Here is a 23,419-nt window from a genome sequence, read left to right as displayed (position 1 = left end):
GGATCTGATGGTTGTGTAGGGAGGTCAAGCCGCGAGTTTTTCCTGAAGGCGCCGCTGCAGGAACGCCAGCACCAGGGCTTCCTCCGGCTTGAGGCCCTCCACCTCGTCCCGCAGTTCCCGCTCGACCGCCTTCTCGATGTCGAGCGCGAGCGACTGCTCCATGTAGCTATCGATCACCTCGGGATGGACGTAGCATCGCCGGCAGACGGCCGGCGTGTTGCCGAGCCGCGCGGACACCTTCTCGATCGCGGCGCGCAGGTTCTTCTTGGCCGCGGCCTCGCTGTCGAACTTCTCGAATTCGCTCAGGGCGAGCGCGGCAAGCACGGTGCCGGTCCAGGTGCGGAAGTCTTTCGCCGTCACATCGGTACCGCTCACCTCGCGTAGGTAGGCGTTGACGTCGCCCGAGGTCACTTCACGCTGCACGCCATCGTCGTCGATGTAGCTGAAGAGGTGCTGGCCGGGCAGTTCCTGGCTCTGCTTGACGATCTTCGCCACCCGCCGGTCGGCAAGGCGTAGGTTCCACTGCTTCCCGCTCTTGCCCTTGAACCGGAACCTCAGCTCGCTGCCCTCGACCTTCACGTGCCGGTTGTTGAGCGTCGTCAGCCCGTAGCTCTTGTTCTGCTTCGCGTAGTCGGCGTTCCCGACGCGGATCATCGTCGTTTCGAGGAGGCGCACGACGGTTGCGAGCACACGGTTGCGGGTCAGCCCGCGCCCTCGCATGTCCGCGTCGATCCTTTCGCGGATTGCCGGCAGGGCCTTCGCGAACTCCAGCATGTGCTCATACTTCGTCCCGTCCCGAACTTCCCGGAAGCGCGTGTGGTAGCGGTATTGCTTGCGCCCCTTGGCGTCGCGCCCGGTCGCTTGGATGTGCCCGTTGGGATCGGGGCATATCCAGACGTCGGTGTATGCCGGCGGTATCCCGATGGCGTTTATGCGCTCGATCTCCGCTTTGTCCGTGATCCGGTCGCCGGAGGCGGTGCGGTAGCTCCAGCCCTTTCCGCTTCGCCTTCTCGTGATGCCCGGCTCTTGATCGGTCACGTAACTCAGGCCCGCTGACTCCGCAGCATCCCGAGCGTCAATGATGTTCTCACCAGCCTCGTCGGCCGGTCCCTTTTGCGTTGTCATGGGTCCGTAACGAGCGGTCGTGCCAATCCGTTGCCGAACGGCTATGGCGACCCGCCCTATTGCTGTGCCGGACATTCAGGGAGCGCTTATCGCCGACTGCCCAAGTAATTTTCGCGATCGCCAGAATTCATTGCAGTCGTGGAACGTCGGACCCGACCAACTGTTGAGCCGCTGTCAAATTGAAAGGGAAAGCAATGGGCATCATCATGTGGTTGATCGTCGGGGGCGTGGTCGGCTGGCTCGCGAGCCTCATCATGCGCACCGACGCGCAGCAGGGCATCTTCCTCAATATCATCGTGGGGGTGGTTGGCGCGTTCATCGCCGGGATCATCTTCGCCCACGGCAACATCAACGACGCGCCGCTGACGCTCGGCACGTTCGGCGTGTCCCTCATCGGAGCGGTTATCCTGCTTGGCGTGGTGAACCTCGTCCGCCGTGGTAGCGTCCGCTAGCTGACCGAGCCCCACGACTTTCAGTTCAGAGGATACACGGATGAACGAGGACACAATTGGCGGCGAAGGCCGCGACATCATCGGCAAGGTAAAGGAGACCGCTGGCGATGTGTCAGGGAATTCCAGCCTTCAGGGCGAAGGTCTGGTCGATCAGCTGACCGGGAAGGCCCAGAAGGTCATCGGAGCCGCGCGGGATGCCGTCGGTCCAGGCGGCGACGCGTTAGCGCAGAAGGCGACCGACTTCGCGAAGAAACGCCCGTTCGCAGTCGCCGCCTTGGTTGGTGTACTCGGCGTGGCGCTGATCAACACGTTGCGCGGAAAGCGCTGATGCGACGGCCGTCGCGGCGTGATCGCCGCGGCGGCCGATCGAGCTTCCACTACTTTATCTGCCGAATCGTCGGACGCTCGCAACTGTCCGATCGGTGAAAGCAGCTGCCAGCGGACTTGTCGACCGAGCAGCCTGGACCACCCAGTTGCCGCTGTGACTCAGACCTAGGCGGCGTGCTGTCGCGCGAACCCCTCGAAATAGGCCTTCAGGATCACGTCGTCGATCGGGGCCACGAGCGCAGCCACCTGGTCGTTCACGCCAGCCGCCGGGGACATGGCACCCCCGCCTTGCTGGAACCCCATCGACCAGGCACCGAAGGCCCGCTCCTCGATTGACTCCCTCTTCAGGATCACGGGTGCGCGGTGACGTTCGTCGAGGCAGATGCGGTCGTAGGTCTGCCGCACGTTCTCGTCCGGACCCTCGAGCACCTGCAGGAAGCGGTTCCCGCCCGCGATCAGCAGCCCGGTGATGTTGGCGGCGACGTTGTTGCGCCGCGACACCCGGAGGATGTCTTCCATGGTCGCCGGCGAATGGCGCTCTCGTGCCGTGCTGATGTAGAGCAGTCGTATCATCGCGATGTCCCACCTGTGTTCTGCAAATCCTTTATCTCCCGACTATGGAAAAAAGGATAATTCGCGACTGATCAAAATCAGTTAGCCTGGTTGACGGAAGTCCTCTTGCGTCGACCGAGCGCGAAGCTCTGAGCACCGTGAATGAACTGAACGTGCCCGGGATGGTTGGGGTGCGGACGGTAATTCGGAGGTCGTGATGCTCGAACATGTTCCTGGATGGCTCGGCGCGCTCCTGCGTGATGTCCGAGCGGGTCACGACAAGCTGGTGGTAGCTCATGAAGGGGTCGTGGCGACCGACGAGCGCATCGAGCTCAAGAGCACCGCCTTTCAGGATCGCCAACGCCTCCCGGTCAGGTTCACCGCTGACGGCGAGGGCGTGTCGCCTCCGCTCATGTGGGGTGACGTCCCGCCGGGCACGCGCTCCCTGGTGCTGATCGTGGAGGATCCGGACGCACCGACGCCCCAGCCCCTGGTCCACGCCGTGGTCGTCAACATGCCCGATGATCAGCGCGAGTTGCGCGAGGGTGCGATCGCCGCCGACGGGGATGGGGACGGCGGGGGCGAGGATGTAGGCCGCAACAGCTACCTCTCCAAAGGCTGGCTTCCGCCCGATCCGCCGACCGGGCATGGTGAGCACGACTACGTGTTCCAGCTGTTCGCCCTCGATGTCGTGCCCGACTTCAAGCCGAACAGTGGCCGCGGTGATCTGCTGACGGCGATCTCGAACCATGTCGTTGGGACGGGTCTACTCGTCGGGACCTATTCCCGCGATGCGTCTCAGTCCGTGCAATCGGAAAGTGGGGATGCGATCGGCGCGGCGGTCGCTTGAGACCGCCTTAGTTTTCCGTCCGGCCCTCGCTCGTTCGATCACGGTCGTTATGGCGGTCGAGCGGGAAGGGCGGAAGCCATCCCTCGCGGCGGACGACCCAGTTCTCGTAGGTAGGCGTGAACCGTGACGGCTCGTCCAGCGCGCCGAGGTGGACTTCGATCTCGTCGCCCCAGCGGGCGAAGACCGATGACCCGCAGCGGGGGCAGAAGTGCCGATTCTTGAACGCTCGGGTTTCGCCAACGACCTCGACGGCATGCCGGGGATAGATGGCAGCAGCGAAGAACAGCGCGCCGTGGTGCTTCCTGCAATCGAGGCAGTGGCAGATGCCTATGCGATAGGGTTCGCCGGATGCCACGAGGCGTACGTCCCCGCACAGGCAGCCGCCGGACACTTGGCGGTCGGCTTGCGGTTCGACGAGGGTCATGTTCTCAGCCTCCATCGGCGACGGTGAGCCGCGAGAGTGCGGCGCGGGATAGCGTCGTGGTAATCTCGCCATCGCGGACGCGGGCCTCCGACCACGGCAGCCGATACAGCGTCTCGCCGACCCCGCCGATGCCACCAGCCCTGATGATGAGGAAGTCGATCCGTCCGCCATCGCAGGCGGCTAGCGCGTCGACGGAAGTTGCCAGGACTTCGCCGTCACTCGACTTCACGGGTAGGCCGTCGATCTTCCCGGTGGAGAACAGGCTTTCGCCGGCTCGGCGGCCGCTCTTCTCCTCCTCCGCGCGGGCGGTGTCGCTGATGCGCGCGCGCCGGCCGAGCCACCGCCAAACGCCGAACACGTCGACCAGACCCAAGAAGATGTTCGAGTAGAGCAGCTGCGTCTGGTGGGTCGCGACGCCGACGGTGATCCATGCCGCTGCGCCCAGCGTGAAGATCACGAAGCCCCATCCGGTGGTTCGGGCACCGAGATTCGACGCCGTCATCAGCGCTGCGACGCATGTCGCGACCAGCGCGATCCAACCCGCTGTATCCGCCACGCGTCACCCTCCGTTGCCAAGCCCGCTCAACGGCCCGAGACGAGTATCTTTCCACTTATTTGGAACAGGCCAGTTCCACGCGAAGGGCGATCAGCCGTCGGCAGGTGTGCCGGAAAGTGCGACTGTCGGTCACGCCTGACTTCAAGCCCCTTTTTGCGGCGCGCTTTCCAGCCTACAATGCGCGCATGGCGAACGGGGGCGAGAACGGGCCGGATAGGAAGCGCGGCGGTCCCGCGGACGCAGCGCGCCGTGCGCTTCATGCCGACGTCGGTGAGCGGATTCGGGCCGTCAGGACTGGATTGGGCATTGGACAGGCGGAGTGCGCCCGCGGCGCCGGCATCGATGTGAGCTCCCTGTTCCGCATCGAGAAGACCGGTCAGAACCTGACCGTGGAGACACTTGCCCGACTTGCGCTCGCGCTGGGTGTCGGCATGGACGTGCTCCTCAGTGGCGTGAAGCCTGGCTCCGACCTCGTCGAGCGACGCAGCCGCGGGTAGGCGGGTCCAACCATTCCGTGTCACGGCGAGGGTCGCCTTAAACTCTCTATCCTCCCCCTCAGCTCCAACTTGGCGAGCGCGGCCCGGACGCACGCCGATGCTCGGACAGTCGCGGGCCATCGTTCCCGAGATGAGGCGAGGGCCTCTCATGCCGCTCCGGCGGGCTCGATCGCCGCGGCCGCCACGGTAGGCAGGCTGACGACCACGCGCGAGGATCCGGACTTGTTGACGATGCGCCGCACGCCGCCTCCCATCGCCCGCGCCAGGTCATCGACGATGTTGGCGCCTTGCCCGCCCTCGCGGCGCCAGCCGAGGCAAGTTCCGTTGTCCTCGACGGTGAGCCTTGCCTCATGTCCATCGTCAGCCATCACGACAACGATGTTGCCGCGCTTGTCCGGGAACGCGTGCCGCACCGAATTGGTCACGAGTTCCGCCGCGATCATCAGGATCGGCCGCGCCGCGCGGGAGTTAGTGAGGAGGCTTGGCGCATTGATGTGGAGCTGGATGGCGCTCGTCGCGCCGGCGGCGCGGAGCGCGGCGTTGCAGGTATCCGTCAGAAGTTCGCCTAGATCGGAAAGCGGCGGCTGGATACCCGCCAACATCTCCTGGAGGTCGGCCGCGCCTGTAAGCCGCCGGAGCGCGAGGTCGAGCACTGACCGGTCGCCACGGCGGCTCACGCTGACTGCGGCGATCGCCTGTTGCATGGCATTGGCGGCTCGGTGTGAGAGTTCGCGAGCGTAGATTGCCTGCAGGCAACTGCAGTCGCTTGGGCTCGTATGGGAATGAGGCATCAACTTCTCCTATCAGGCCTCAGATACATATATGCACATATGCATATGTTCAAGTCATGGAAGTGTTGAGACCAGTCCCGTTTCGGGGCGCCATGGATCGAGACGCTAGGCAAAGGTGTCCGACCGGTTCACGCATGAAGGATCGTCATCGTCACGATATATGCAGCCCGCCGCCTGCCTCAGTCAGCCGCCAGAGGGCTAACCTTCCCGACGCTCCCATTGAACGTCCGTCCGCCTTGCGTGTTTCTCACCGTGAAGTCCGAGGACGAACCGCCACGGCAGTGAGGAACTACACGATGGCTAATGGCTGGGCGCCTGATGGCGCCGTTCAGGATCAGATCGACGACACCGTCAAGGATGCGGTCCTGCGCGCGCGTACGATGATGCCAGCGGGTGAGAGTGCGGAGGACTGCGACGACTGTGGTGAACCGATCCCGGAACGTCGCCGTCAGGCGCTGGTGGGAACGCGGACGTGCGTGTCGTGCCAGTCGATCCGCGACGCTTCCGTGCGCGCTGGCGGGATAAACCGTCGCGGCAGCAAGGACAGTCAGCTGCGGTGACGGCGCGAGCAGACTGACTCGATAGTTCACAGCATCTGAAGCGCGATCGGTCCTCTCGGGATTGGGAATGAGGCGTCGAGCGCGCCTAGCGTGCCATCGTCGAGGACGATGTCCGCGGCGGCGCGGTTTTCGGCGACGTGTGCGATCGTTCCCGCCTTCGGTATCGCGATGACGCCGGGCATGCGCAGCGTCCAGGCCAGCGCGAGCTGGGCCGGCGTCACGTTGAGGCCGGCGGCGATGGAGGATAGCTGACTGCTTCGCAGGAGACGGCCCTGCTCAACCGGGCTGTAGGCCATCGCGCTCATACCATGGGTGCCGAGCCATGGCAGGAGGTCCCTCTCCGGCCCGCGACGTGTGAGGTTGTAGAGTATCTGATCGGTCGCGCAGCCGCGGCCTCCCGCTTTGACGAGCTCGTTCATGTCGTCGACGTCGAGATTGCTAACGCCCCAGTGCCGGATTTTTCCGCTGGCTTGGAGCAACGTCATCGCCTCGACCGTCTCCGCGAGAGGAACACCGCCGCGCCAATGCAGGAGATAGAGATCGAGCCTGTCGGTCCCCAACCGACGAAGGCTGCCTTCGCATGCGCGAGGCAGGCGTTCGATGGAAGCGTTCTGTGGATACGCCTTGCTTACGAGGAAGACCTTGTCGCGTATCCCGTGCAGCGCTTCCCCGACGAGTTGCTCGGTCGCGCCGTCGCCGTACATCTCGGCAGTGTCGACGAGCGTCATACCGAGGTCGGCGCCAGCCCGGATCGCGTCGATCTCCGCGTTGCGGCGGCCGGGCCGCTCCCCCATGTTCCAAGTCCCTTGCCCAAGGCACGGCACCGTCTCGTACTGTGCAACATGTACCATCCTCATCGCGTCGTCCTTCCTTCCCGCAGGCCTTCGGACAAACGCCCGGATGCATCTTTGGTCGCGGGAGCCGGCAGGGGCCTTTCGATGGGGATGCGCCTGTTCGGCCTCGCTTCTGGATTGACGACACGTTTTAAATGTCGGCACTGGACCTGGTCTCGCGCGTTCCGTAGCCCATTGCGACCGCTCACCTAGTGCATCGCAGAGATGATCAAGAGGGTAACGCAAGTGTCGACAGCCGAGGCGCAGGAGATGCCCTTCCTTCGGGGCGGTGGCGAGATGGGCGCCCGCATCCGCGAACACGACTGGAGTGCAACTCCGCTCGGGCCGGCGCACGCTTGGCCATCCGAACTCAAGACTGCCGTAAACCTCATGCTGGGAGCGACCCAGCCGGTCTACGTCGCCTATGGTCCCGAGCTTATTTCCCTATACAACGATGGGTATCTGCCCATCGTCGGCACGAAGCATCCGGAGGGATTCGGCGCGCCCTTCTCGAAGTTGTGGCAGGAGATTTGGGCCGACTTCGAGCCTATCGTGGCGGCGACGCTGTCCGGGGAAGCGCAGCACTTCGTCAATCTTCCGATTGCGCTGGGCGGGCGGCCCGACCGGCCGGTCGGTTATTTCACCTTTTCCTACACGGCCCTTCGCGACGAGGACGGTAACGCGACCGGCATATACTGCGCAGCGACCGAGACAACCGAGCAGGTCCTAGCGAGCGAACGCCGGGAGGCGGACGCGTCGCGCCTGCGGGCGACGCTGAAGCAGATGCCTGGGTTCATCGGGATGCTGTCGGGCCCAGACCACGTCTATCAATATGTGAACGATGCCTATGTCGCGATCGCCGGCGAGCGCGACTTCATTGGCAGGGGGGTGCGGGAGGTCTTTCCGGAACTTGCTGGTCAAGGCTTCTACGAGTTGCTCGACGAGGTCTACGCGACCGGTGAGCCGTTCTCCGCACGGGCACTTCCTATTCGCTTGATTGGCGAGGACGACGACCGCCACATCGACTTCCTTTATGAACCGATCCGCGATGATGACGGGGCGGTGAGCGGCATTTTCGTTGGAGGGTATGATGTCACCGAGCGTGTCCGGGCAGAGGCATTCCTCGATGCGCTCGTCCGACTCACGGATCGGCTTGCCAACCTGTCCGGTCCTGAGGAAATCGGCTACGCGGCGGCGGAGGAAATTGGCAGGATCCTAAAGGTGAGCCGTGTCGGTTTTGGCACGATTGATGCTGTCGCGGAGACCTTGCAAGTCGAACGCGACTGGACGGCCCCCGGTGTCGAATCACTCTCAGGTATGGTGTCGCTGCGGGAGTACGGCTCTTTTATTGACGATCTCAAGCTGGGCGACCTGATCAACATAACAGACGTCAGTCTGGACAGCCGGACGGCACGCGCTTCGGACGCGCTCAAGGCTCGAAGTGCAGGCAGCTTCGTGAATGTCCCAGTGATTGAACACGGTGAGCTTGTCGCGGTGCTGTTCGTGAACCACCGTTACGCGCGAGATTGGTCCGACGAAGAAGTTAGCTTTATTCGCGAGGTGGCCGCGCGAACGCGCGGGGCGATCGAGCGCAGCCGGAGCGAAGCTGCCTTGCGTCTGCTCAACACCACGCTGGAAGAGCGCGTTAAGGAGCGTTCGGCAGCACTGCTGTTGCACGAGAACATCGTGCAGTCGGACGATACCGCCATTTGTGCTTTCGATATGGAATATCGGCTTATCGCTTTCAACAAGGCGCACAACGATGAGTTCTTCCGCGTCAACGGCTTCTATACGAAGCTAGGCGACGTCTTCCCGGACCTGTTCGTTCCCGAGCAGCGGCCAGTCATGCGCGCTCAGATGGCGCGGGCGCTCGCCGGGGAATCCTTCACAGTAGAGCAGGAGTTCGGAAACCCCGAAATCGACGCTCCCCGTTGGGAGATTCTTTATTCGCCGCTGCGCGATGGGTCTGGCAACATCATCGGTGCCTTTCACCATGCGCGCGATATAAGTGCCCGGCTCCGGGCGCAGGCCGAGCTCGCCGAGGCGCAGGACGCTCTGCGGCAGTCGCAGAAGATGGAGGCGGTGGGACAGCTGACCGGCGGCTTGGCGCACGACTTCAACAATCTCCTCACCGGAATGATGGGCAACCTAGAGCTGCTGCAGCTGCGCTTGACGCGTGGTAGGACCGACGACCTCGACCGTTTCGTAATAGCCGCGCAAGGCGCCGGACGCCGAGCCGCCGCGCTGACCCAGCGATTGCTGGCGTTTTCGAGGCGGCAGACGCTCGATCCGAAGCCGACGGACGTCAACCGACTGATCGCGGGGATGGAGGAATTGCTGCGGCGGACCGTTGGCCCGCAGATCGAGATCGAGATCGTCGGTGCGGCCGGGCTATGGGCGGCTAACATCGATGCCGGTCAGCTGGAAAACGCGGTCCTTAACCTCTGCATCAACGCACGGGACGCGATGCCCGATGGTGGAAGGCTCACGATCGAGACGGCCAACAAGTGGCTCGACGACCGGTCGGGAAGGGAGCGGGATCTACCGCCTGGGCAGTACTTGTCGATCTGCGTGACGGACACTGGGACGGGTATGAGTCCAGCGACGATCGAACGAGCCTTCGAGCCATTCTTCACGACGAAACCCTTGGGGGAGGGGACTGGCCTGGGACTCTCCATGATCTATGGGTTCGCGCGTCAGAGCAGCGGGCAGGTGCGGATATATTCAGAGGAAGGCGAGGGCTCGACGGTATGCGTCTACCTGCCTCGATATCTTGGCGACGCGCCAAGGGCTGACATTGCGAACTCCCAACGCGTGATTACCGGCGAGGGCGCAGGCGAGACCATTCTCGTAGTAGACGACGAGGTGACGATCCGGCACCTCATCGACGAGGTGTTGGACGATGCTGGCTACACGGTCATCGGTGCGGCCGACGGCTCCGGTGGCCTGAAGATACTGCAATCTGACGCGCATATCGACCTTCTGATCACGGATGTCGGGTTGCCCGGCGGAATGAACGGCAGGCAAGTCGCCGATGCGGCGCGCGCGCTGCGGCCGGGTCTAAAGGTACTCTTCATCACGGGATATGCCGAGAATGCGGCGGTCGGGAACGGTCACCTTGACCCCGGGATGGAACTGCTCACGAAGCCGTTCACGATGGAGGGTCTCGCATCGAAGGTTGCGGACCTGCTGAGGCCGGCAAGCTAGTTTCTGCATACCGGCCACCGGTTGTACCGGCCATGCGCATTCTCCGGCTAACGAGAGTTAGTATCATTTTCGGGATACGAAGCGTCACTCGATCATTGGATTGATTGAAGAGTGCCGCTTTCAGAACACTGGAATGAAATGACGCTATACTTCCTCCATCTGCACGAGTGCGGCACCGTCACGATCGACGAGGACGGCATGGAGCTCGACGGCCCCGAGCAGGCCCACGCCGTTGCGATCCGGGCGGCGCGGGAGATGATGTGTGCCGAATTATTGGAGGGACGCCTCTGCATGTCATGCTACATCGACGTCAGCGATGCCGCGGGAGCAAGTTGCTTCAAGGTCCAATACCGCGATGCCGTCGACATAAGCGGTTAAACCCTCGTCGAGGGCCGACCGGTTTTTTATGAACTCGTTGGACGTAGCGGTTATGACGGCTAGACAGCTGTCATGGCCGACGTATCTATCGCCCTAGCTAAGTGGCTTGCACGTCTCCGCTTACGGTCAACCCTGACCTCGGCCGAGTGCGACGCTGTACTTGGCTTGCCCGGATCATTGGAGGTGATCCCTGCCGGACGCGATTTCGTTAAACTCGGTGAGGTCGTCGACCGCTCCTGCCTCGTCCTATCCGGAATTGCTGGACGGTTCAGCCAGGGCAGGGACGGGATCCGACTAACTACCGCACTTCACATTCCTGGAGACATGGCCGACCTTCACTCCGTCGTCCTGCCCAAGGCCGCTTCCGCGCTGATGGCGCTTGGCGAGACGCAGATCTACCGAGTCCCTCATGAGGCGATCAGGGAAGTCGGCGACATGCATCCCGCGCTGGAGCGCGCGTTCTGGCGCGACTGCACCGTCGACGGCGCGATCCTCTCACAATGGTCGATGACCAATTCGAGGTTGCAGGGTGACGGCCGCATCGCGCACCTGCTCGCCGAGATGAGTGTGCGCGTCGGCGTCAGTTCTGCGGATGACCAGATGCACTATCCCTTTCCGCTTACGCAGCAGCAGATCGGCGAGGCAACCAACATGACGCCTGTTCACGTGAACCGGATGCTGCGTGGACTGCGGGACAAGGGGCTGGTGGAGATACGCGCGCGGCGGGTCCACATCATGGACTGGCGAGGACTTTGCGCTGTTGGTGAATTCGACCCGATCTATCTGCACCTACGGGGGGCTGAGTGAGGTAAGTCGCTGGTGATCCAAGACGTAGCGGTAGTTAGCATCCGTCACGCTGCTCCGCTCGCCGACCGCAACGCGCCCAAATTCGGTCGTGTAGATTTGAGCTCGCGATACTTGGAAGCGGACGTTGCGACGGGACGATACAGATCGAATGCAACCGACAGACTCCCGCCGTTCCGTAGTAATTTGCATGAAAAACGCTCCGAGGGGGAAGATTGCCTCGGCAGATGTCTCCTATTCTAGGCGTGTACAGTCTGGGAGATCACGATGCGCAATACCGCTCTGTTGTTCGTCGCCACCGCAGCTTTGTCCGGCACGGCATATGCCCAAATTACGGCGGGTCCGCTGTCCGCGCAGACGGCGACTCTTTCTCCCCAAATAGTGTTGCAGACACGCCTCGATCGGCTGGAGACTAAGGTTACGGCGCTGACGGCTGAAAATGCCGCGATGAAGACGCAAGTCGGTGACCTGAAGGCCAAGTTGGGAGACCTGGGCCGTGCCTTCGTAAACCACGAGCATCCGACGTTCAACGGCCTACCCACCGGAGAACCCGGCTGCAGGTCTGCGACGAACGGGTTCGATTGCACTAAGAGCCAGTATAATAACTTCCGAAACTGGTAACGCGCGGAACGACATCGACCGGACGCTCGGCCGCTTGCTGAAGGCGATCCAGGGTGCTGTCAGCCTAATGCGAGCTCGTCTCTCCACGATGGAGTCCGCTCTTTGAAGGCGACGTCTAGCTGGCGAGCGTCTGCCACTCGGCCAAGGCGGCCGAGTGTCGTTCCTTGAACGTTTGTCGGTCGATTACCCTGCAGGAATTTAGCGAGAACAAAACGCGCCATCTGATGCTGGTTTGGTCTCCTAATCAAATAGGAAATTCGACGTGCAATTGGTCTGACAGTACCCCCACGACCGCCCGGACCCCGACGATACGAGCAAACCGGCCTGATCGAACGACAAACGCGCCACGGCGACAGCGTAGCAACCGCTCCTGGCGCCCGCGTCGCCGCGATGAGCAGTTGATCTAGGTCAGTGTGATTGGGTGAAACCGCAGCGCCGACCGACCGTTATCGGGTTTCGACGGAAACGCCTGCACCAGCCGCGGCGCGTTGTCCGATGACCAGACCAGGAGGCTTCGATGGGCTTGTTCACCAAGGATATCGCGACGTTCGACGACCTCTTCCTGCACCAGTTGCAGGACGTCTATTACGCCGAAAACCAGATTACCAAGGCGCTGCCCAAAATGGCTGCCAAGGCGACCGATCCGGCGCTCAAGCAAGGCTTTGAAACGCATCTGCGGGAAACCGAAGGCCAGATCGCGCGGCTCGAAAAGGTCTTCGCGTTGATCGGCGAAGACGCCAAAGGCGCGACCTGCCCGGCCATCGAAGGCATTATCAAGGAAGCCAATGAGGTCGCTGGCGACATTGCCGACAAGGCCGTGCTCGATGCTGCCCTGATCGCGTCGGCACAGGCCGTCGAACATTACGAAATCACGCGATACGGCACGCTGATCGCCTGGGCCAATCAGCTTGGCAGGGGCGAGGTCGCCGCGATCCTGCAGGAAACGCTCGACGAGGAATATGCCACCGACGACAAGCTGACGCAGATGGCGATCGGCCGTGACAACGTCAAGGCAGCGGCGGTGGCCGAGCCGGCGTGAGGTAAGGAGGGGGCGCGCTGCCGCGCGCCCCGCTTTGCGCGATCCTACCCTCATGTTTCGGAGATTGATGTGACCGACACCGTGGAAGCCGAGCGCGGCGACGATGCGCCCGCCAGCACTGCCAAGGACCTGCACGGCGCGCGCGACGTAGTAGGGCGTGCCGTGACGATCAACCGTTCTGCCGCCGATCTGTACGCCTATTTCCGTAATTTCTCGAACCTTCCCGGGTTCATGGAAAACATCGTCCGTATCGACGTGATTGATGCCAAATCGTCGCATTGGGTGGTCAAGGGACCGGGCGACACGACCTACGAATGGGACGCGACGGTCACGCACGAGGTCGAGAACGAGTCGATCACTTGGCAGTCGGCCGAGGGCGCCGATGTCTCTAATTCGGGCAAGGTCACGTTCGTCGAGGCCGGTGCGCGCGGCACCGTGGTAACCGCGACGATCGCTTATGATCCGCCCGCTGGCGCGATCGGCAAAATCGTCGCAAAACTCTTCCAGCGCGAGCCCGGCATCCAGGCGCGCCGCGACTTGCGCCGGTTTAAGCAACTGATGGAAACCGGCGAGATCGCTACCTCGGCGCGCACGCGCAAACAGCATGAACCCGCGATCGCTGCCCATCCATGCGACCAGTGGACGGATAGCCCGGCAACAGTCATCGTGACCATCAGCGGAATGGAGATCAGTCGGGTAAGCAGCCCGAGCGCGAGGCAAATGCACCCTGCCGTCTCAGTGGCTGTCGCAAGCAATGCCATCAACAGCGGTGCCGGCATATTGAGGCCGCCTTGTGCCACGGGTGCACCGAACCATTGGACCAGTGCGGCGAAGCCAGTGATCTTGGCATGTGCGCCTTCGTAGAAAATCGGCAGCAGATAAAGGCGGATCGCCAGCGGCGCGATGAAGTCCAACGCGCGCGCCCTGTCGAGGGCGCTTTGAACAAACGAGATCAATTTCACGAGTCTTCTCCAAAAGCTTCGGGCGGGGGGCAGAGCAGGCCGGACGCGAGTTCCTGCATGACCCACGCCAAGATATCGCGTTCGGAAACTAGCGCTGCCGTCAGGCGGGCAAGTGTGGCGGGCAGGATCGCCTCGGCGTCGCGGACATGCTCGACCAGCAGACAAGCCTGATGAGTCAGCGGCAGGGTCCGCACCATATGATCGGACGAACGGAAGATGGCGTACGGACGCTGCGTGTCATCGCCTTGCGCCGACGCCCACCCATCTTGCGCAAGGTCGAACGGCAGCAGCACCAGCCGCACCGTCGGGTTGAGCGCGACCCTTGCATCACTCCTGCCACCGGCTTGCACGTGCGCCGGGTCGATTTCGGCGGCGAGCAACATCCACTCATATTCAAGCAGCGCCGTGAGCGCGGGCGACAGCCGCAGCCGCGTTTGCGCGAAGGCGACGAACTCAGTAGCGATGCTGTGGAACTGCGGCCGCACCGCAGGGTGCTCGACAACAAAAGTACCTGCCGCCTCGTCGAGCGCATCCAGGCCCAAACGATCGACAAACAGCGGGAACGACGATCGCAGCGCGTCGCCGACATTTTCGCGCAGTAGCTGACCGTAGAGACCGGAACCGTCGCTGCGTGCCCTGGCACAAAATGCTGCTAACTCCGCCGCCATGACCGGCGGTGGCGTTGCTTCAGGCAAAGTCATGACGGCTCTCCCGCATTGCCTGCCCGATCGCATTCAGATCGTGGACGAGATCGCCGAGCGAAGGCACGAAATTATCGCGCTCAAGCAGCAGCGGCCGTGAGCCATGTAGATGCCACACATCCTGCGCTAGCTGGATCACCGCATCAGCCACCGGCGTGCCGTGTGTGTCTAGGATCATACCATCGGCCAATTCGAGATGGCCGGCGATGTGATAATAGGCGATCGCCTCGGTCGGCAGCGTCGCGATGAAAGTCCGTGCGTCCGCGCCGTGATTACGCTCGTTCACATAGGCGTTGTTGATGTCGAGCAGGATGCCGCAGCCGGACCGCAGCGCCAGCTCCGCCAGGAACTCGCCTTCGGGCATCTGTCCGGGATATTCGTGGTAGGCGGAGATGTTCTCCAGCACCAACCGCCGTCCGGTGACGTCCTGTACCTGGGCAATCCGGCCGGCGAGGTACGCGATATTTTCCGATCGGCGGGGAATGGGAATGAGATCGTAAAGATAGCCCGTGCTGTCGCGCGTGGCGCTCAGATGATCGCTGTAGATCTCGATGCGATACTCGTCGAGAAAGCTGCACACCTCCCGTACGAACGGGAGGTTGAGCGGCTCGGTATCACCAAGCGAAAGACTGAGGCCATGTGCGATCAATGGATAGCGATCAGCGATCCGGTCGAGCTGCTCACGCTTGCGTCCACCGATGTTCATCCAGTTCTCGGGGGCGATTTCCAGGAAGTCGAGCCCGCTGATGGGTGGGCTGTCGATAAGGTTTGCGATGAACTCGGGCCGAAGCCCGAGTCCGCGCGTTTCGGATGTCAGCGGCCGCATACGCCCTCCGCCAGCCTGGTCCGGCTGGCCTCAACGATTTGGTGGCCCTTCCCTGTCAAACCGCAAGTGCCGTCACGCGCGCGGACAAGCTGGCCGTTGGGATCACGCTGAAGTTTGGTCTGGCTATAAATCTTCTCGGTGCCGCACTTGCCACTAGCGCATTTCCCGCCGCCACTCGCGGCTTGGCTGGTCGACGCAGGTGTTGGAGCCTGCGGCGCTGCAAAGGACTGCGCACTGAGCAGCGAGGTGACAGCGATACCAAGGATGAGTTCGTGCTTCATGTATAAGCTCCTAGAGGTGGTTGAAAGGAAATCAGCGAGGCAAGGGAAAGCAGGAGAGATCGCGGGCGGCGAAGACAGGGCCGTGGTAGAAACGGCGGATGATCCCGACGTTCTTGTCCTTGTTCTTCAGCGCACGACCCATGAAGTGATCGAGCACTAGCATCTTCGGCTGCACGGCGGCCGCGATCTGTCCGACCACCGTGGGCGTTGCGTGCAGGAAGCGGGATTGCGCATCGGCATCGTCGTCGATCGCAGCCGGCATCATCAGGATGTCGGCACCGCGCGCAAAATCGACGAAACCTTTGCGGCTGCCATTCTGGTCGGCCGACAGGACGATGACGCCCTTTGGCGTCTCAATCCGGAAGGCGAGCGCGGGCACGTCGCCGTGCGGGATGCCGTATGCGTAAACGGTGACGCCATCGCCTTGCCAGACCAGGGTGCGGACCGGTGCATTAACATCCGCGTTCGCCGGGTGGACGGCGAGTTTCAGGCCATCCGAGGCTTTGGCCAACCCGGACAGATATTGAAACGCACCGCCTCCGTGGCTGAATTCACGGTCGAAGAAGGTGGTCATGCTCGGGAAGTTCGCGTTGCCGGTCGGGCCAACCAGCGTCACGCCATGCGTGCTGCCGAGGAAATACGCCCCCTTGAGGATCGCGGGCAGATCGGCGACGTGATCGGTGTGGAAATGCGAAATGCCGATGAAATCGAGGTCTTCAAGCCGCGCGCCGGACTCGCCGTAGCGCAGGTAGGTGCCACCGCCGGCATCGATCAGGAGCCGCGCCTTGCCGTCGATCCAGATCACCGCGCCCGACGACGCACGCGCATCGTCCGAGATCGGTCCGCCCGAGCCGAGCAGTTGGAGCGAGATGCCGCTATGGCAATCGGCGGGCTGGTCGGCCTGTGCTGAAGCCTGCTGTCGCTGCCCCTTGTTGCCCTCCGACGGGGCGTTCGTGCCAGAGCAACCGGCCAGCGCGAGTCCGGCAGCGAGCGGGAGCAGGGATAGGGATATCTTCATCACGAGGTTCCTGTCTGATGCTTGAGAAGAAATCGGGGCGAGTTCGGTCACGCCAGCCCGAGCAGGTGGATCAGGCCGAGGCTGACGGCGCCGAGCACCAGCAGCGACAGCACCACCGCAGCGGTGACGCGGCCACCGGCATGCGCCACGGTGCGAACGTCCACGCCAAGTCCGAGCGCAGCCATCGACACCACGGTGAGCAGCGTCGCGATCTCGTTCGCTGGCGCGAGCGCGGCATGCGGGATCAGCTCGAGAGAGCGGGCCGCGACCAGCACCAGGAAACCGATGATGAACCACGGCACCAGATGGTGGAGGGGCAGGTGGCCGGGCGCCGGTCGCTCGCCGGTCGTGACATGCGGGGCGGCTTCGTCCGTCTCCGCGCGCAGCCGTGGCGCGACGAACGACAGCAGGAGGCACACCGGCCCGAGCATCAGGACGCGCACCGGTTTGACCAGCGTACCCATCTGGACGGCAGCGGCGCCGGCGGGGGCGGCAGCGGCGATCACCTGCGGCACCGCATAAACGGTTAGCCCAGCAAGCGCGCCATATTGCAGCCCGTCCAGATGCAGCGCGAGCCCAAGCAGAGGCAACCCGAGTACGACAGCCACGCCGAGTACGGCGGTGAAGCCGATCGAGGCGGCAACATCGTCGCCATCGGCGCCGATCACCGGCGCGACTGCGGCGATCGCGGAATTACCGCAGATAGAGTTGCCGCACGCGACGAGCAGCGCCATGCGCGGCGGCAGGTGCAGGAGCCGCCCGATCAGGAAGCTCGTCCCGATCGCCACCACCACTACCCCGGCGATACCGAGCAGCAGCCCCGGGCCCGCCGCTAGAATGGTCGCGGCGCTAACCGACGCGCCGAGCAACACGACTGCGAGTTCGAGCAGGACCTTGGCGCTGAACGTGATGCCGGGGAACCAGCGCTGGTCCGGCGTCCAGGCACTGCGGATCGCCGTGCCGATCAGGATGGCGAGCACCAACGCCTCGAGCCAGGCGCGGCCGAATAGGGCCTCTTCGATGCGCTGTACTGCAAACGCCGCGCCGGTTACGCCCAGACATAGCGCCAACCCGGGCAACAACCGCGCGCCCCGCAGGCGGTCTGGATTGGGCAGGGTGTAAGCGGTCACGGTCGTCTCCTCGGGTTGGGAGACAGGTGGACCCGGCGGTTTCATCCTTCCAACGATCAGATTATATGATTCCGATCAGCTCGGAGGATGAATTGAGCATCCGATCGGTCGGTAGCCGACGCCGTGACGCTGTTCCCGCCCTTCCCTCCCAAAAAGCGCATTGGGTGCTTTCGAGCGGCCTCGCCATTCAAAGGGCGGTGTGCCGATGCGGATGGCACGGTTCGTCGGCAATTGGATACGCCTGGCTTGGCGCTTCCACACATTTTCTACTGGTAAATTCGAATGGCCGTCGATGCACAGCTGCTCGTCACGAGGAAAAGCATTATCGGCATCTGTTCGGAATATGGGGCACGCCTTTACTGGCGAAAACAGGCAGCTGGAGAGCGATTGTTTAAGAGGATCGCCCCTCTTTGGCTCCCCTTCGCCGATGATCGGCAAGTCGTCATCGCCCTAGCCTTCCTGTTCGACACGTGCGGTGCGATTGTCTGAGCTCGGCTTTGTACGATTAGGTCGCGAAGCACAGTGCGTTTGCCATGCGGACGAGGCGCCGGTTCTTGAAGATCCAGGCGAAGGTTCGCTCGACCACCCAGCGCCTGGGCAGCACCTCGAAGCCCTTGGTGTGGGCACCGCGACGGATGATCTCCAGAGAGATGTGGGTCTTGTCGGCAGCCCAGCTTATGAGACGAACGGCGTAGCCGCCATCGGCGAAGACGCGAGTGACGAAGGGGTATCGCTGGCGCGAGCCCTTGAGTGGCAGCTTGCCGCCGTCGCGATCCTGCACGTCGGCGGCATGAACGCGAACCGTCAGGAGCCGGCCATTGGTGTCGGTCAGGATGTGGCGCTTGCGCCCAGTGATCTTCTTGCCCGCGTCATAGCCCTTTTCGCCCCCTTTTGATCAGCGGTGCGGACCGACTGGCTGTCGAGGATCGCCGCCGACGGCGACGCTTCCCGGCCGCAGCGTTCCCGGTCGGCCAGAACGAGCGCATGATGGACGTGCTGCCACACACCTTCGTCCTGCCAGCGGCGGAGGTAATAGTAGACCGTCTGCCACGGGGGGAGATCGTGCGGCAGGAGCCGCCATGCCGCTCCCGACCGCAGAAAGTAGAGAATGGCGTCGATCAGCTCGCGCGACGTGGCCTTCCGTGGTCGCCCACCAACCCGCGCGTCCGGGATCATGGGCGCGATCAGCTCCCACTGGGTATCCGTCAGATCAGTGTCATAGCGCCGCCTCGCTGGCGGCTTCCTCTTCGGCATCGGCTGGCGGCTCGCGTCGTTGGTCCGACGCCCTATGAATCACGCCAAAGCCGCCTTGGGAATCCTTCTCAAACGCGCTCTGAGCTGGGTAGCCTGGCGGCGACGCTCAAAAGTGTGACCGTTGCCAGCTTTTTCAGACCGAAGAATCCTTCGCAAAGTTAGGCGATCAAGCTGTTGCCTACTGTTGTCATGCTCGGTGCCGGTTTCCAGGGGTGATAAGTCACGCCGTTCTCCTGCCGCGGCGCAGCGCTTGGTAACGGCTGGCTTACTTATTCGGCGTGCCGACAGCGAGTGGCAGCGATTGGCTTTGTCGTGATCCTTGCAGAAGCCGAAAATCCCCCGCTGGCCTGTTCTTTCGTGAAGCTTCGAACTGCTTGGCGCTGGCGACGCGGTGCCGATCGCGATCGCCTCTATTTTCACGGGCCACTCGGCATCTACCTGTCGCATCGTGTAAGCGATACTGATTATCCCAGAAAACGGCGTCGCGCCCAATGCGCGACTGCGCAAGACACGTACGGACTGTGCGACGCTTCACGCCTTCCAGAGCCGCAGTGGTTCATGATTCGATCGCTCAGCCGGATCCTCCGGAAACGTCGGGCGCAGTCTTCGGATCGGGATCCTGCGCCTTGCCCTTCGCGACCCCCGGCAGTTTCGCACTCATCCCTGCCAGATAAGCGACGATCGCCGGAACGTCGGCTTCGGCGACGGGCGCTTTGTAGACCTCGCGCATCTTGGTGACCTCCGCAGTCCATTGATCGGCCGACAAGGGCGGCTGGTTGAGCGCCATGCTCGCCGAATGGCATGAGGTGCAGTTCGCGTTGATGACGTCGGCATGTGGGCCGTCTGGATATTGCGCCTCGTCGGTCGGGAGATCAACCGAGGTCGATGCGAGCGAGAAGCCGTTAGCCGATACGCTCGGTGGTGGTGCGACCGGAGCGGCGGGCGGCGGAACGATGCGGCTGTTCGGCGCACCGATCGCGAATAGCAGAACGGCGGTGACCCCGACGAGCCCAAAGGACAGCGTGCTGATGGAAGGCGTTTTCATGAGGTGCGCTCCTCAGCCGACGAGAATGTTGGTGGTTTCGATATTGCCGCGCATGAACCCGCCGGGGTTCCAGATCGGCGTCACCGGCTGCGCGACACCAGCCGTGTTCCAGCAGCGCGACATCAGCCTGGTCGGGCCGGCATGCGTGAGCGGCACCTGTGCGTCCCAGCGGCGGAAACTGTATTTGCCGTGGTCGGGGCCGAGTGTCGTCTTGTACCAGGTCTTGCCATCGTCGGTCGACACGTCGACTTTTGCAACGCCGCAATCGCCCCCCATCGCGATGCCGCCCAGCGGGATCGATCTATCGAACGCGATCGCCTGCCCCTCGTCGAGGCTGGTGACCCAGCTGCGTGGGATCATCTTGTTGATCGGGACGGTCGGAAAGTCCTTCTGGCCTGGCCGCACGTTCGCGCCCGGAGTGTCGGGCACCTTATAGGCCTTAGCCATCCAGTAGCTGTCGTCGTGCGCGGCGAGCACCTCTATGTCGTTCAGCATCTTGACCCAATAGGTCGAATACCAGCCCGGCACGATCAGCCGGACTGGAAAGCCGTTCAGAAGCGGCATCTGCTCGCCGTTCATCCCAAATGCGAGCATGACTTCGCCGTCGCGCGCGTGGTCGATCAGCAGCGACTTGGCAAAATCCGGGGCGCCCGCGACTACTGGCTGGTCGAGCGCGCCGAACCGCACCGCGATCGCGCCCGGCTTCACCCCGGCGATGTCGAGCACATCGCGTAGGCGCACGCCGAGCCATTTGGCATTGCCCATCGCCCCGTGGCGCCACTGCGCGCCTGCGACGGGGGGCTGGAACAGCGCGCGTGAATTACCCGAGCATTGATTGATTGCCGCCAACTCGACGCGCGGAAGCCTCAGTAGTTGCGCGATAGAGATCGAGAGCGGTCGCGTGACGGCGCCGTGCACCTTGATCCGGAACGCCTCGACATCGATCGAGGTCGGAATGTCTGCCCAGTGCCAGCGGACGAAGAACTGGTCGTTAGGAGTGAAGACGTCACCATTAAACACGCTCATCGGCGTCTCGAGGAGCGGCGGGTGGATTCGCTGGAGGATCATGCTGCCCTTGCCCGGAAATGCGCCTGTCAGAGGCCGTTCGGATGGACCACCCGGCAGATGCAAATCCCGATGCCCTGCCAGAGCAGGTGCGGGGAGCAGTGCGCCGCTGGCGATTGCGGCCCCTGCCAGGAAGCGACGGCGGTCTATCCCCTGCGCCAGTTTCATGTTCAAGCTGTTCATCAGCAGTCTCTCGTTCAATCGATGATTAGTATGCGCGTGCCGACCGCTGGGCTGCCCAACGCAAGCGGCGACACGGACAGGTTGCTGCGCAGCCGCCAGCAACCGACTTGGCGGCTACCAGTCGTCACATGCCTGCCGGCGCGGCGGGGAGAACTGTTCCAATCATTCCGAAAAGCTGAGCTGGAGCGTCGTAGCGAGCTTGAACGCGACGGCAGTGTCAATGCCGAACACGATTCTGGGTTTTTTGCGGGTCACGCCGGATCCCCTTATGCTCACTATGAGAGCAGGCGATCAGTCAGACCAATCAAAGATTACGATTATTCTAATCTCATATTCAGATCGGCTCGCACGAATTTGCTCCTCAAAACGACATAAGGCTCATGTCTCTCGGATGAGAACGCGACGAACACGCTATCGAAGCTCTGCAACCATCTCGTTGAAAGATCGGAACGAACAGATTTGCGTGTTGGACCTAAGGAGCGGTCTCGACGATCTCAAGTGTCACGCTCGGCATTCGGCGTAACGCGCGGAGACATGATCATGGCGATACAACCGACTTACAACAAAACGCCAGAGCGTCTCGCGCCCTCTCAGCCCATAGATCGTAATCTCGTCATCATACCGGATGCGGGCAACTATGACGAGCTGAAACGTACGGCACCTGACATTGATCTGCCCCCCGCTGAGTGGCCCAGAGACTATGATAGTCTGGACCACGAAAGGGACGACGAATGCCTGCCAAGAAGCACAATCCGGAAGAGATTATCGGGAAGCTGCGTGAAGTTGAGATCGTGCTGGCACAGGGGTCATCGACGGCCGAAGCGTGTCGGCGGATCGCGGTCAGCGAGCAGACTTATTATCGCTGGCGCAAGGAATATGGTGGGCTGAAGACCGACCAGGCGCGGCGGATGAAGGATTTGGAGAAGGAGAACCTTCGGCTGCGCCGGGCGATCTCGGACCTGACGCTGGACAAGCTGATCTTGCAGGAGGCTGCCCGGGGAAACTTCTAAGCCCTGCGCGGCGACGACGCTGTATCGATCATGTGCAACGAGAGCTCCCGGTGTCCGAGCGACGGATCTGCCGGGTGCTGGGCCAGCATCGATCGACGCAGCGTAAGGTTCCGCGCGGGGCGGATGATGAGCAGGCGCTGAGCGAGGACATTATCGCGCTGGCGAAGCAATACGGTCGCTACGGCTATCGCCGGGTGACAGCATTGCTGTGCCACGCTGGGTGGAGCGTGAACCATAAGCGGGTCGAGCGGATCTGGCGGCGTGAGGGGCTTAAGGTCCCGCAACGTCAGCCGAAGCGTGGGCGCCTGTGGCTCAACGATGGATCGTGTATCCGGCTGCGGCCTGAGTATCCGGGACATGTGTGGGCGTACGACTTCGTCGAAAGCCGCACGCATGCTGGTCGCAAGTTCCGCATCCTCACCATCATCGACGAGGCCAGCCGGGAATGTCTGGCGTTGGTCGTGGCACGTCAGCTTCGACATGAGGATGTGCTGGCAGCCTTAGCGGATCTGTTCGTCACACGGGGGCCACCGGCGCACATACGGTCGGATAATGGGCCTGAGTTTATCGCCAACGCGGTGCAGAAATGGCTCGGCCAGATCGGCGTGAAGACGCTCTACATCGCACCGGGATCACCGTGGGAGAATGGCTATAATGAGAGCTTCAACGGGTCGCTGCGCGACGAACTGCTCAATGGCGAGATCTTCTACAGCCTCGCCGAGGCGAAGGTGCTGATCGAAGCCTGGCGTCGGCATTACAACACCGTCCGCCCGCACAGCAGCCTTGGCTACCGACCACCGGCCCCGGAAACGGCCTCACCGCCATATCCGGCCTCCAGTTCCGCTTCGCTCCACCTCCGCCCGGATATGGCAGCGGCGAGCATAATCCACTAACAATAAACCCGGTTCACTCGACGGGGGCAGGCCAC

General features: G+C 62.8%; 26 protein-coding genes and 2 pseudogenes. 13 read left to right on the top strand and 15 right to left on the bottom strand.

From position 1 onward, the window contains the following. Positions 1–24: 24 nt before the first annotated feature. Positions 25–1,038 carry a DNA topoisomerase IB gene (locus FFS35_RS16880; RefSeq protein ID WP_249341700.1) on the bottom strand — a complete coding sequence of 338 codons (1,014 nt, stop codon included), beginning with the start codon at positions 1,036–1,038 and terminating at the stop codon, positions 25–27. 281 nt (positions 1,039–1,319) lie between these two features. Between FFS35_RS16880 and FFS35_RS16875 the strand changes: the two genes are divergently transcribed. Both FFS35_RS16875 and FFS35_RS16870 read left to right on the top strand, forming a co-directional pair. Beyond that, positions 1,320–1,577 (top strand): GlsB/YeaQ/YmgE family stress response membrane protein, encoded by a 258-nt coding sequence (locus FFS35_RS16875; RefSeq protein WP_137788059.1) that lies wholly within the window; start codon positions 1,320–1,322, stop codon positions 1,575–1,577. 40 nt (positions 1,578–1,617) lie between these two features. After that, the gene (locus tag FFS35_RS16870) at positions 1,618–1,905 is read left to right on the top strand and encodes a CsbD family protein (protein ID WP_137788058.1); all 288 of its coding nucleotides are present in this window, start codon (positions 1,618–1,620) and stop codon (positions 1,903–1,905) included. A gap of 164 nt (positions 1,906–2,069) precedes the next feature. Here the strand turns inward: FFS35_RS16870 and FFS35_RS16865 are convergent, their stop codons facing one another. Further along, complete coding sequence (locus tag FFS35_RS16865; RefSeq protein WP_137788057.1) at positions 2,070–2,477, bottom strand: BLUF domain-containing protein; 408 nt, start codon at positions 2,475–2,477, stop codon at positions 2,070–2,072. A gap of 196 nt (positions 2,478–2,673) precedes the next feature. On the opposite strand from FFS35_RS16865, the gene FFS35_RS16860 reads away from it, so the two are divergent. Further along, positions 2,674–3,306 carry a YbhB/YbcL family Raf kinase inhibitor-like protein gene (locus tag FFS35_RS16860; protein ID WP_137788056.1) on the top strand — a complete coding sequence of 211 codons (633 nt, stop codon included), beginning with the start codon at positions 2,674–2,676 and terminating at the stop codon, positions 3,304–3,306. A 7-nt stretch (positions 3,307–3,313) separates the two neighbouring features. On the opposite strand, the gene FFS35_RS16855 is transcribed toward FFS35_RS16860, so the two are convergent. After that, positions 3,314–3,730, bottom strand: coding sequence for a GFA family protein (locus FFS35_RS16855; protein ID WP_137788055.1), 417 nt, complete (start codon positions 3,728–3,730; stop codon positions 3,314–3,316). 4 nt (positions 3,731–3,734) lie between these two features. Next, positions 3,735–4,286 (bottom strand): PRC-barrel domain containing protein, encoded by a 552-nt coding sequence (locus tag FFS35_RS16850; RefSeq protein ID WP_137788054.1) that lies wholly within the window; start codon positions 4,284–4,286, stop codon positions 3,735–3,737. Here FFS35_RS16850 and FFS35_RS20590 point away from each other — a divergent pair. After that, entirely contained in the window at positions 4,247–4,783 is a 537-nt protein-coding gene (locus FFS35_RS20590; RefSeq protein ID WP_137788053.1) for a helix-turn-helix transcriptional regulator, read from the top strand. The genes FFS35_RS16850 and FFS35_RS20590 overlap by 40 nt on opposite strands. 146 nt (positions 4,784–4,929) lie before the next feature. Here FFS35_RS20590 and FFS35_RS16840 read toward each other — a convergent pair whose 3' ends face one another. Then, the gene (locus FFS35_RS16840) at positions 4,930–5,487 is read right to left on the bottom strand and encodes an ATP-binding protein (RefSeq protein ID WP_137788052.1); all 558 of its coding nucleotides are present in this window, start codon (positions 5,485–5,487) and stop codon (positions 4,930–4,932) included. A 383-nt stretch (positions 5,488–5,870) separates the two neighbouring features. On the opposite strand from FFS35_RS16840, the gene FFS35_RS16835 reads away from it, so the two are divergent. Continuing rightward, positions 5,871–6,134 carry a DksA/TraR family C4-type zinc finger protein gene (locus FFS35_RS16835; RefSeq protein WP_137788051.1) on the top strand — a complete coding sequence of 88 codons (264 nt, stop codon included), beginning with the start codon at positions 5,871–5,873 and terminating at the stop codon, positions 6,132–6,134. A gap of 26 nt (positions 6,135–6,160) precedes the next feature. On the opposite strand, the gene FFS35_RS16830 is transcribed toward FFS35_RS16835, so the two are convergent. Further along, positions 6,161–6,985 carry an aldo/keto reductase gene (locus FFS35_RS16830; protein WP_249341708.1) on the bottom strand — a complete coding sequence of 275 codons (825 nt, stop codon included), beginning with the start codon at positions 6,983–6,985 and terminating at the stop codon, positions 6,161–6,163. 228 nt (positions 6,986–7,213) lie between these two features. On the opposite strand from FFS35_RS16830, the gene FFS35_RS20585 reads away from it, so the two are divergent. The 6 genes and pseudogenes from FFS35_RS20585 to FFS35_RS20425 form a co-directional block, all read left to right on the top strand. Continuing rightward, the gene (locus FFS35_RS20585) at positions 7,214–10,174 is read left to right on the top strand and encodes a PAS domain-containing protein (protein WP_171007664.1); all 2,961 of its coding nucleotides are present in this window, start codon (positions 7,214–7,216) and stop codon (positions 10,172–10,174) included. A 111-nt stretch (positions 10,175–10,285) separates the two neighbouring features. After that, a complete protein-coding gene (locus FFS35_RS16820) occupies positions 10,286–10,552 on the top strand; it encodes a hypothetical protein (RefSeq protein WP_137788048.1) in 267 nt (88 codons plus the stop codon). Between the two features lie 324 nt (positions 10,553–10,876). After that, positions 10,877–11,359, top strand: coding sequence for a Crp/Fnr family transcriptional regulator (locus FFS35_RS16815; RefSeq protein ID WP_171007662.1), 483 nt, complete (start codon positions 10,877–10,879; stop codon positions 11,357–11,359). Between the two features lie 264 nt (positions 11,360–11,623). Further along, on the top strand, positions 11,624–11,977 hold the full coding sequence (locus FFS35_RS16810; RefSeq protein ID WP_137788046.1) for a bZIP transcription factor: 354 nt from the start codon (positions 11,624–11,626) through the stop codon (positions 11,975–11,977). Between the two features lie 517 nt (positions 11,978–12,494). Beyond that, positions 12,495–13,016 (top strand): ferritin-like domain-containing protein, encoded by a 522-nt coding sequence (locus FFS35_RS16805; RefSeq protein ID WP_137788045.1) that lies wholly within the window; start codon positions 12,495–12,497, stop codon positions 13,014–13,016. Between the two features lie 63 nt (positions 13,017–13,079). Next, positions 13,080–13,625, top strand: a pseudogene (locus FFS35_RS20425) (SRPBCC family protein); the annotation flags it as partial. Positions 13,626–13,711: 86 nt separating this feature from the next. Here FFS35_RS20425 and FFS35_RS20420 read toward each other — a convergent pair. From FFS35_RS20420 to FFS35_RS16775, 6 genes and pseudogenes are all read right to left on the bottom strand, one after another. Beyond that, positions 13,712–13,978: pseudogene (locus FFS35_RS20420) on the bottom strand (DoxX family membrane protein); the annotation flags it as partial. Next, positions 13,975–14,679 carry a putative DNA-binding domain-containing protein gene (locus FFS35_RS16795; protein ID WP_249341699.1) on the bottom strand — a complete coding sequence of 235 codons (705 nt, stop codon included), beginning with the start codon at positions 14,677–14,679 and terminating at the stop codon, positions 13,975–13,977. The gene FFS35_RS16795 and the pseudogene FFS35_RS20420, both read right to left, overlap by 4 nt. After that, entirely contained in the window at positions 14,666–15,505 is an 840-nt protein-coding gene (locus FFS35_RS16790) for a DUF692 domain-containing protein (RefSeq protein WP_137788043.1), read from the bottom strand. The genes FFS35_RS16795 and FFS35_RS16790 overlap by 14 nt, the downstream gene beginning before the upstream one ends. Beyond that, positions 15,493–15,786 (bottom strand): hypothetical protein, encoded by a 294-nt coding sequence (locus FFS35_RS16785; protein ID WP_137788042.1) that lies wholly within the window; start codon positions 15,784–15,786, stop codon positions 15,493–15,495. Before FFS35_RS16785 ends, FFS35_RS16790 begins: the two co-directional genes overlap by 13 nt. A 31-nt stretch (positions 15,787–15,817) precedes the next feature. Next, the gene (locus FFS35_RS16780) at positions 15,818–16,804 is read right to left on the bottom strand and encodes an MBL fold metallo-hydrolase (RefSeq protein ID WP_137788041.1); all 987 of its coding nucleotides are present in this window, start codon (positions 16,802–16,804) and stop codon (positions 15,818–15,820) included. 47 nt (positions 16,805–16,851) lie between these two features. After that, positions 16,852–17,934 (bottom strand): putative sulfate exporter family transporter, encoded by a 1,083-nt coding sequence (locus tag FFS35_RS16775; protein ID WP_249341698.1) that lies wholly within the window; start codon positions 17,932–17,934, stop codon positions 16,852–16,854. A 282-nt stretch (positions 17,935–18,216) separates the two neighbouring features. On the opposite strand from FFS35_RS16775, the gene FFS35_RS20100 reads away from it, so the two are divergent. After that, positions 18,217–18,423 carry a hypothetical protein gene (locus FFS35_RS20100; RefSeq protein ID WP_171007661.1) on the top strand — a complete coding sequence of 69 codons (207 nt, stop codon included), beginning with the start codon at positions 18,217–18,219 and terminating at the stop codon, positions 18,421–18,423. A 16-nt stretch (positions 18,424–18,439) separates the two neighbouring features. Here the strand turns inward: FFS35_RS20100 and FFS35_RS16765 are convergent. From FFS35_RS16765 to FFS35_RS16755, 3 genes are all read right to left on the bottom strand, one after another. Further along, positions 18,440–19,188, bottom strand: a protein-coding gene (locus FFS35_RS16765) for an IS5 family transposase (protein ID WP_137788038.1) whose coding sequence is annotated in 2 segments (ribosomal slippage) — positions 18,440–18,826 and positions 18,829–19,188 — 747 coding nt in all. Because the reading frame shifts where the segments join, the coding sequence is not laid out codon by codon here. Between the two features lie 571 nt (positions 19,189–19,759). Next, complete coding sequence (locus FFS35_RS16760; protein WP_137788037.1) at positions 19,760–20,233, bottom strand: hypothetical protein; 474 nt, start codon at positions 20,231–20,233, stop codon at positions 19,760–19,762. 12 nt (positions 20,234–20,245) lie between these two features. After that, positions 20,246–21,481 (bottom strand): molybdopterin-dependent oxidoreductase, encoded by a 1,236-nt coding sequence (locus FFS35_RS16755; protein WP_137788036.1) that lies wholly within the window; start codon positions 21,479–21,481, stop codon positions 20,246–20,248. A 731-nt stretch (positions 21,482–22,212) separates the two neighbouring features. On the opposite strand from FFS35_RS16755, the gene FFS35_RS16750 reads away from it, so the two are divergent. Then, positions 22,213–23,384 (top strand): IS3 family transposase gene (locus FFS35_RS16750; RefSeq protein WP_137788035.1). Its coding sequence is split into 2 segments (ribosomal slippage): positions 22,213–22,477 and positions 22,477–23,384, totalling 1,173 coding nucleotides; the frame shifts between segments, so codons are not numbered across the junction. Positions 23,385–23,419 lie beyond the last annotated feature (35 nt).

The sequence above is a fragment of the Sphingomonas sp. 3P27F8 genome, from assembly GCF_005502745.1.
Lineage (GTDB): Bacteria > Pseudomonadota > Alphaproteobacteria > Sphingomonadales > Sphingomonadaceae > Sphingomonas.
The sequence above is the reverse complement of the archived record's forward strand: the minus strand, read 5'-3'. Positions and strand labels throughout refer to the sequence as shown.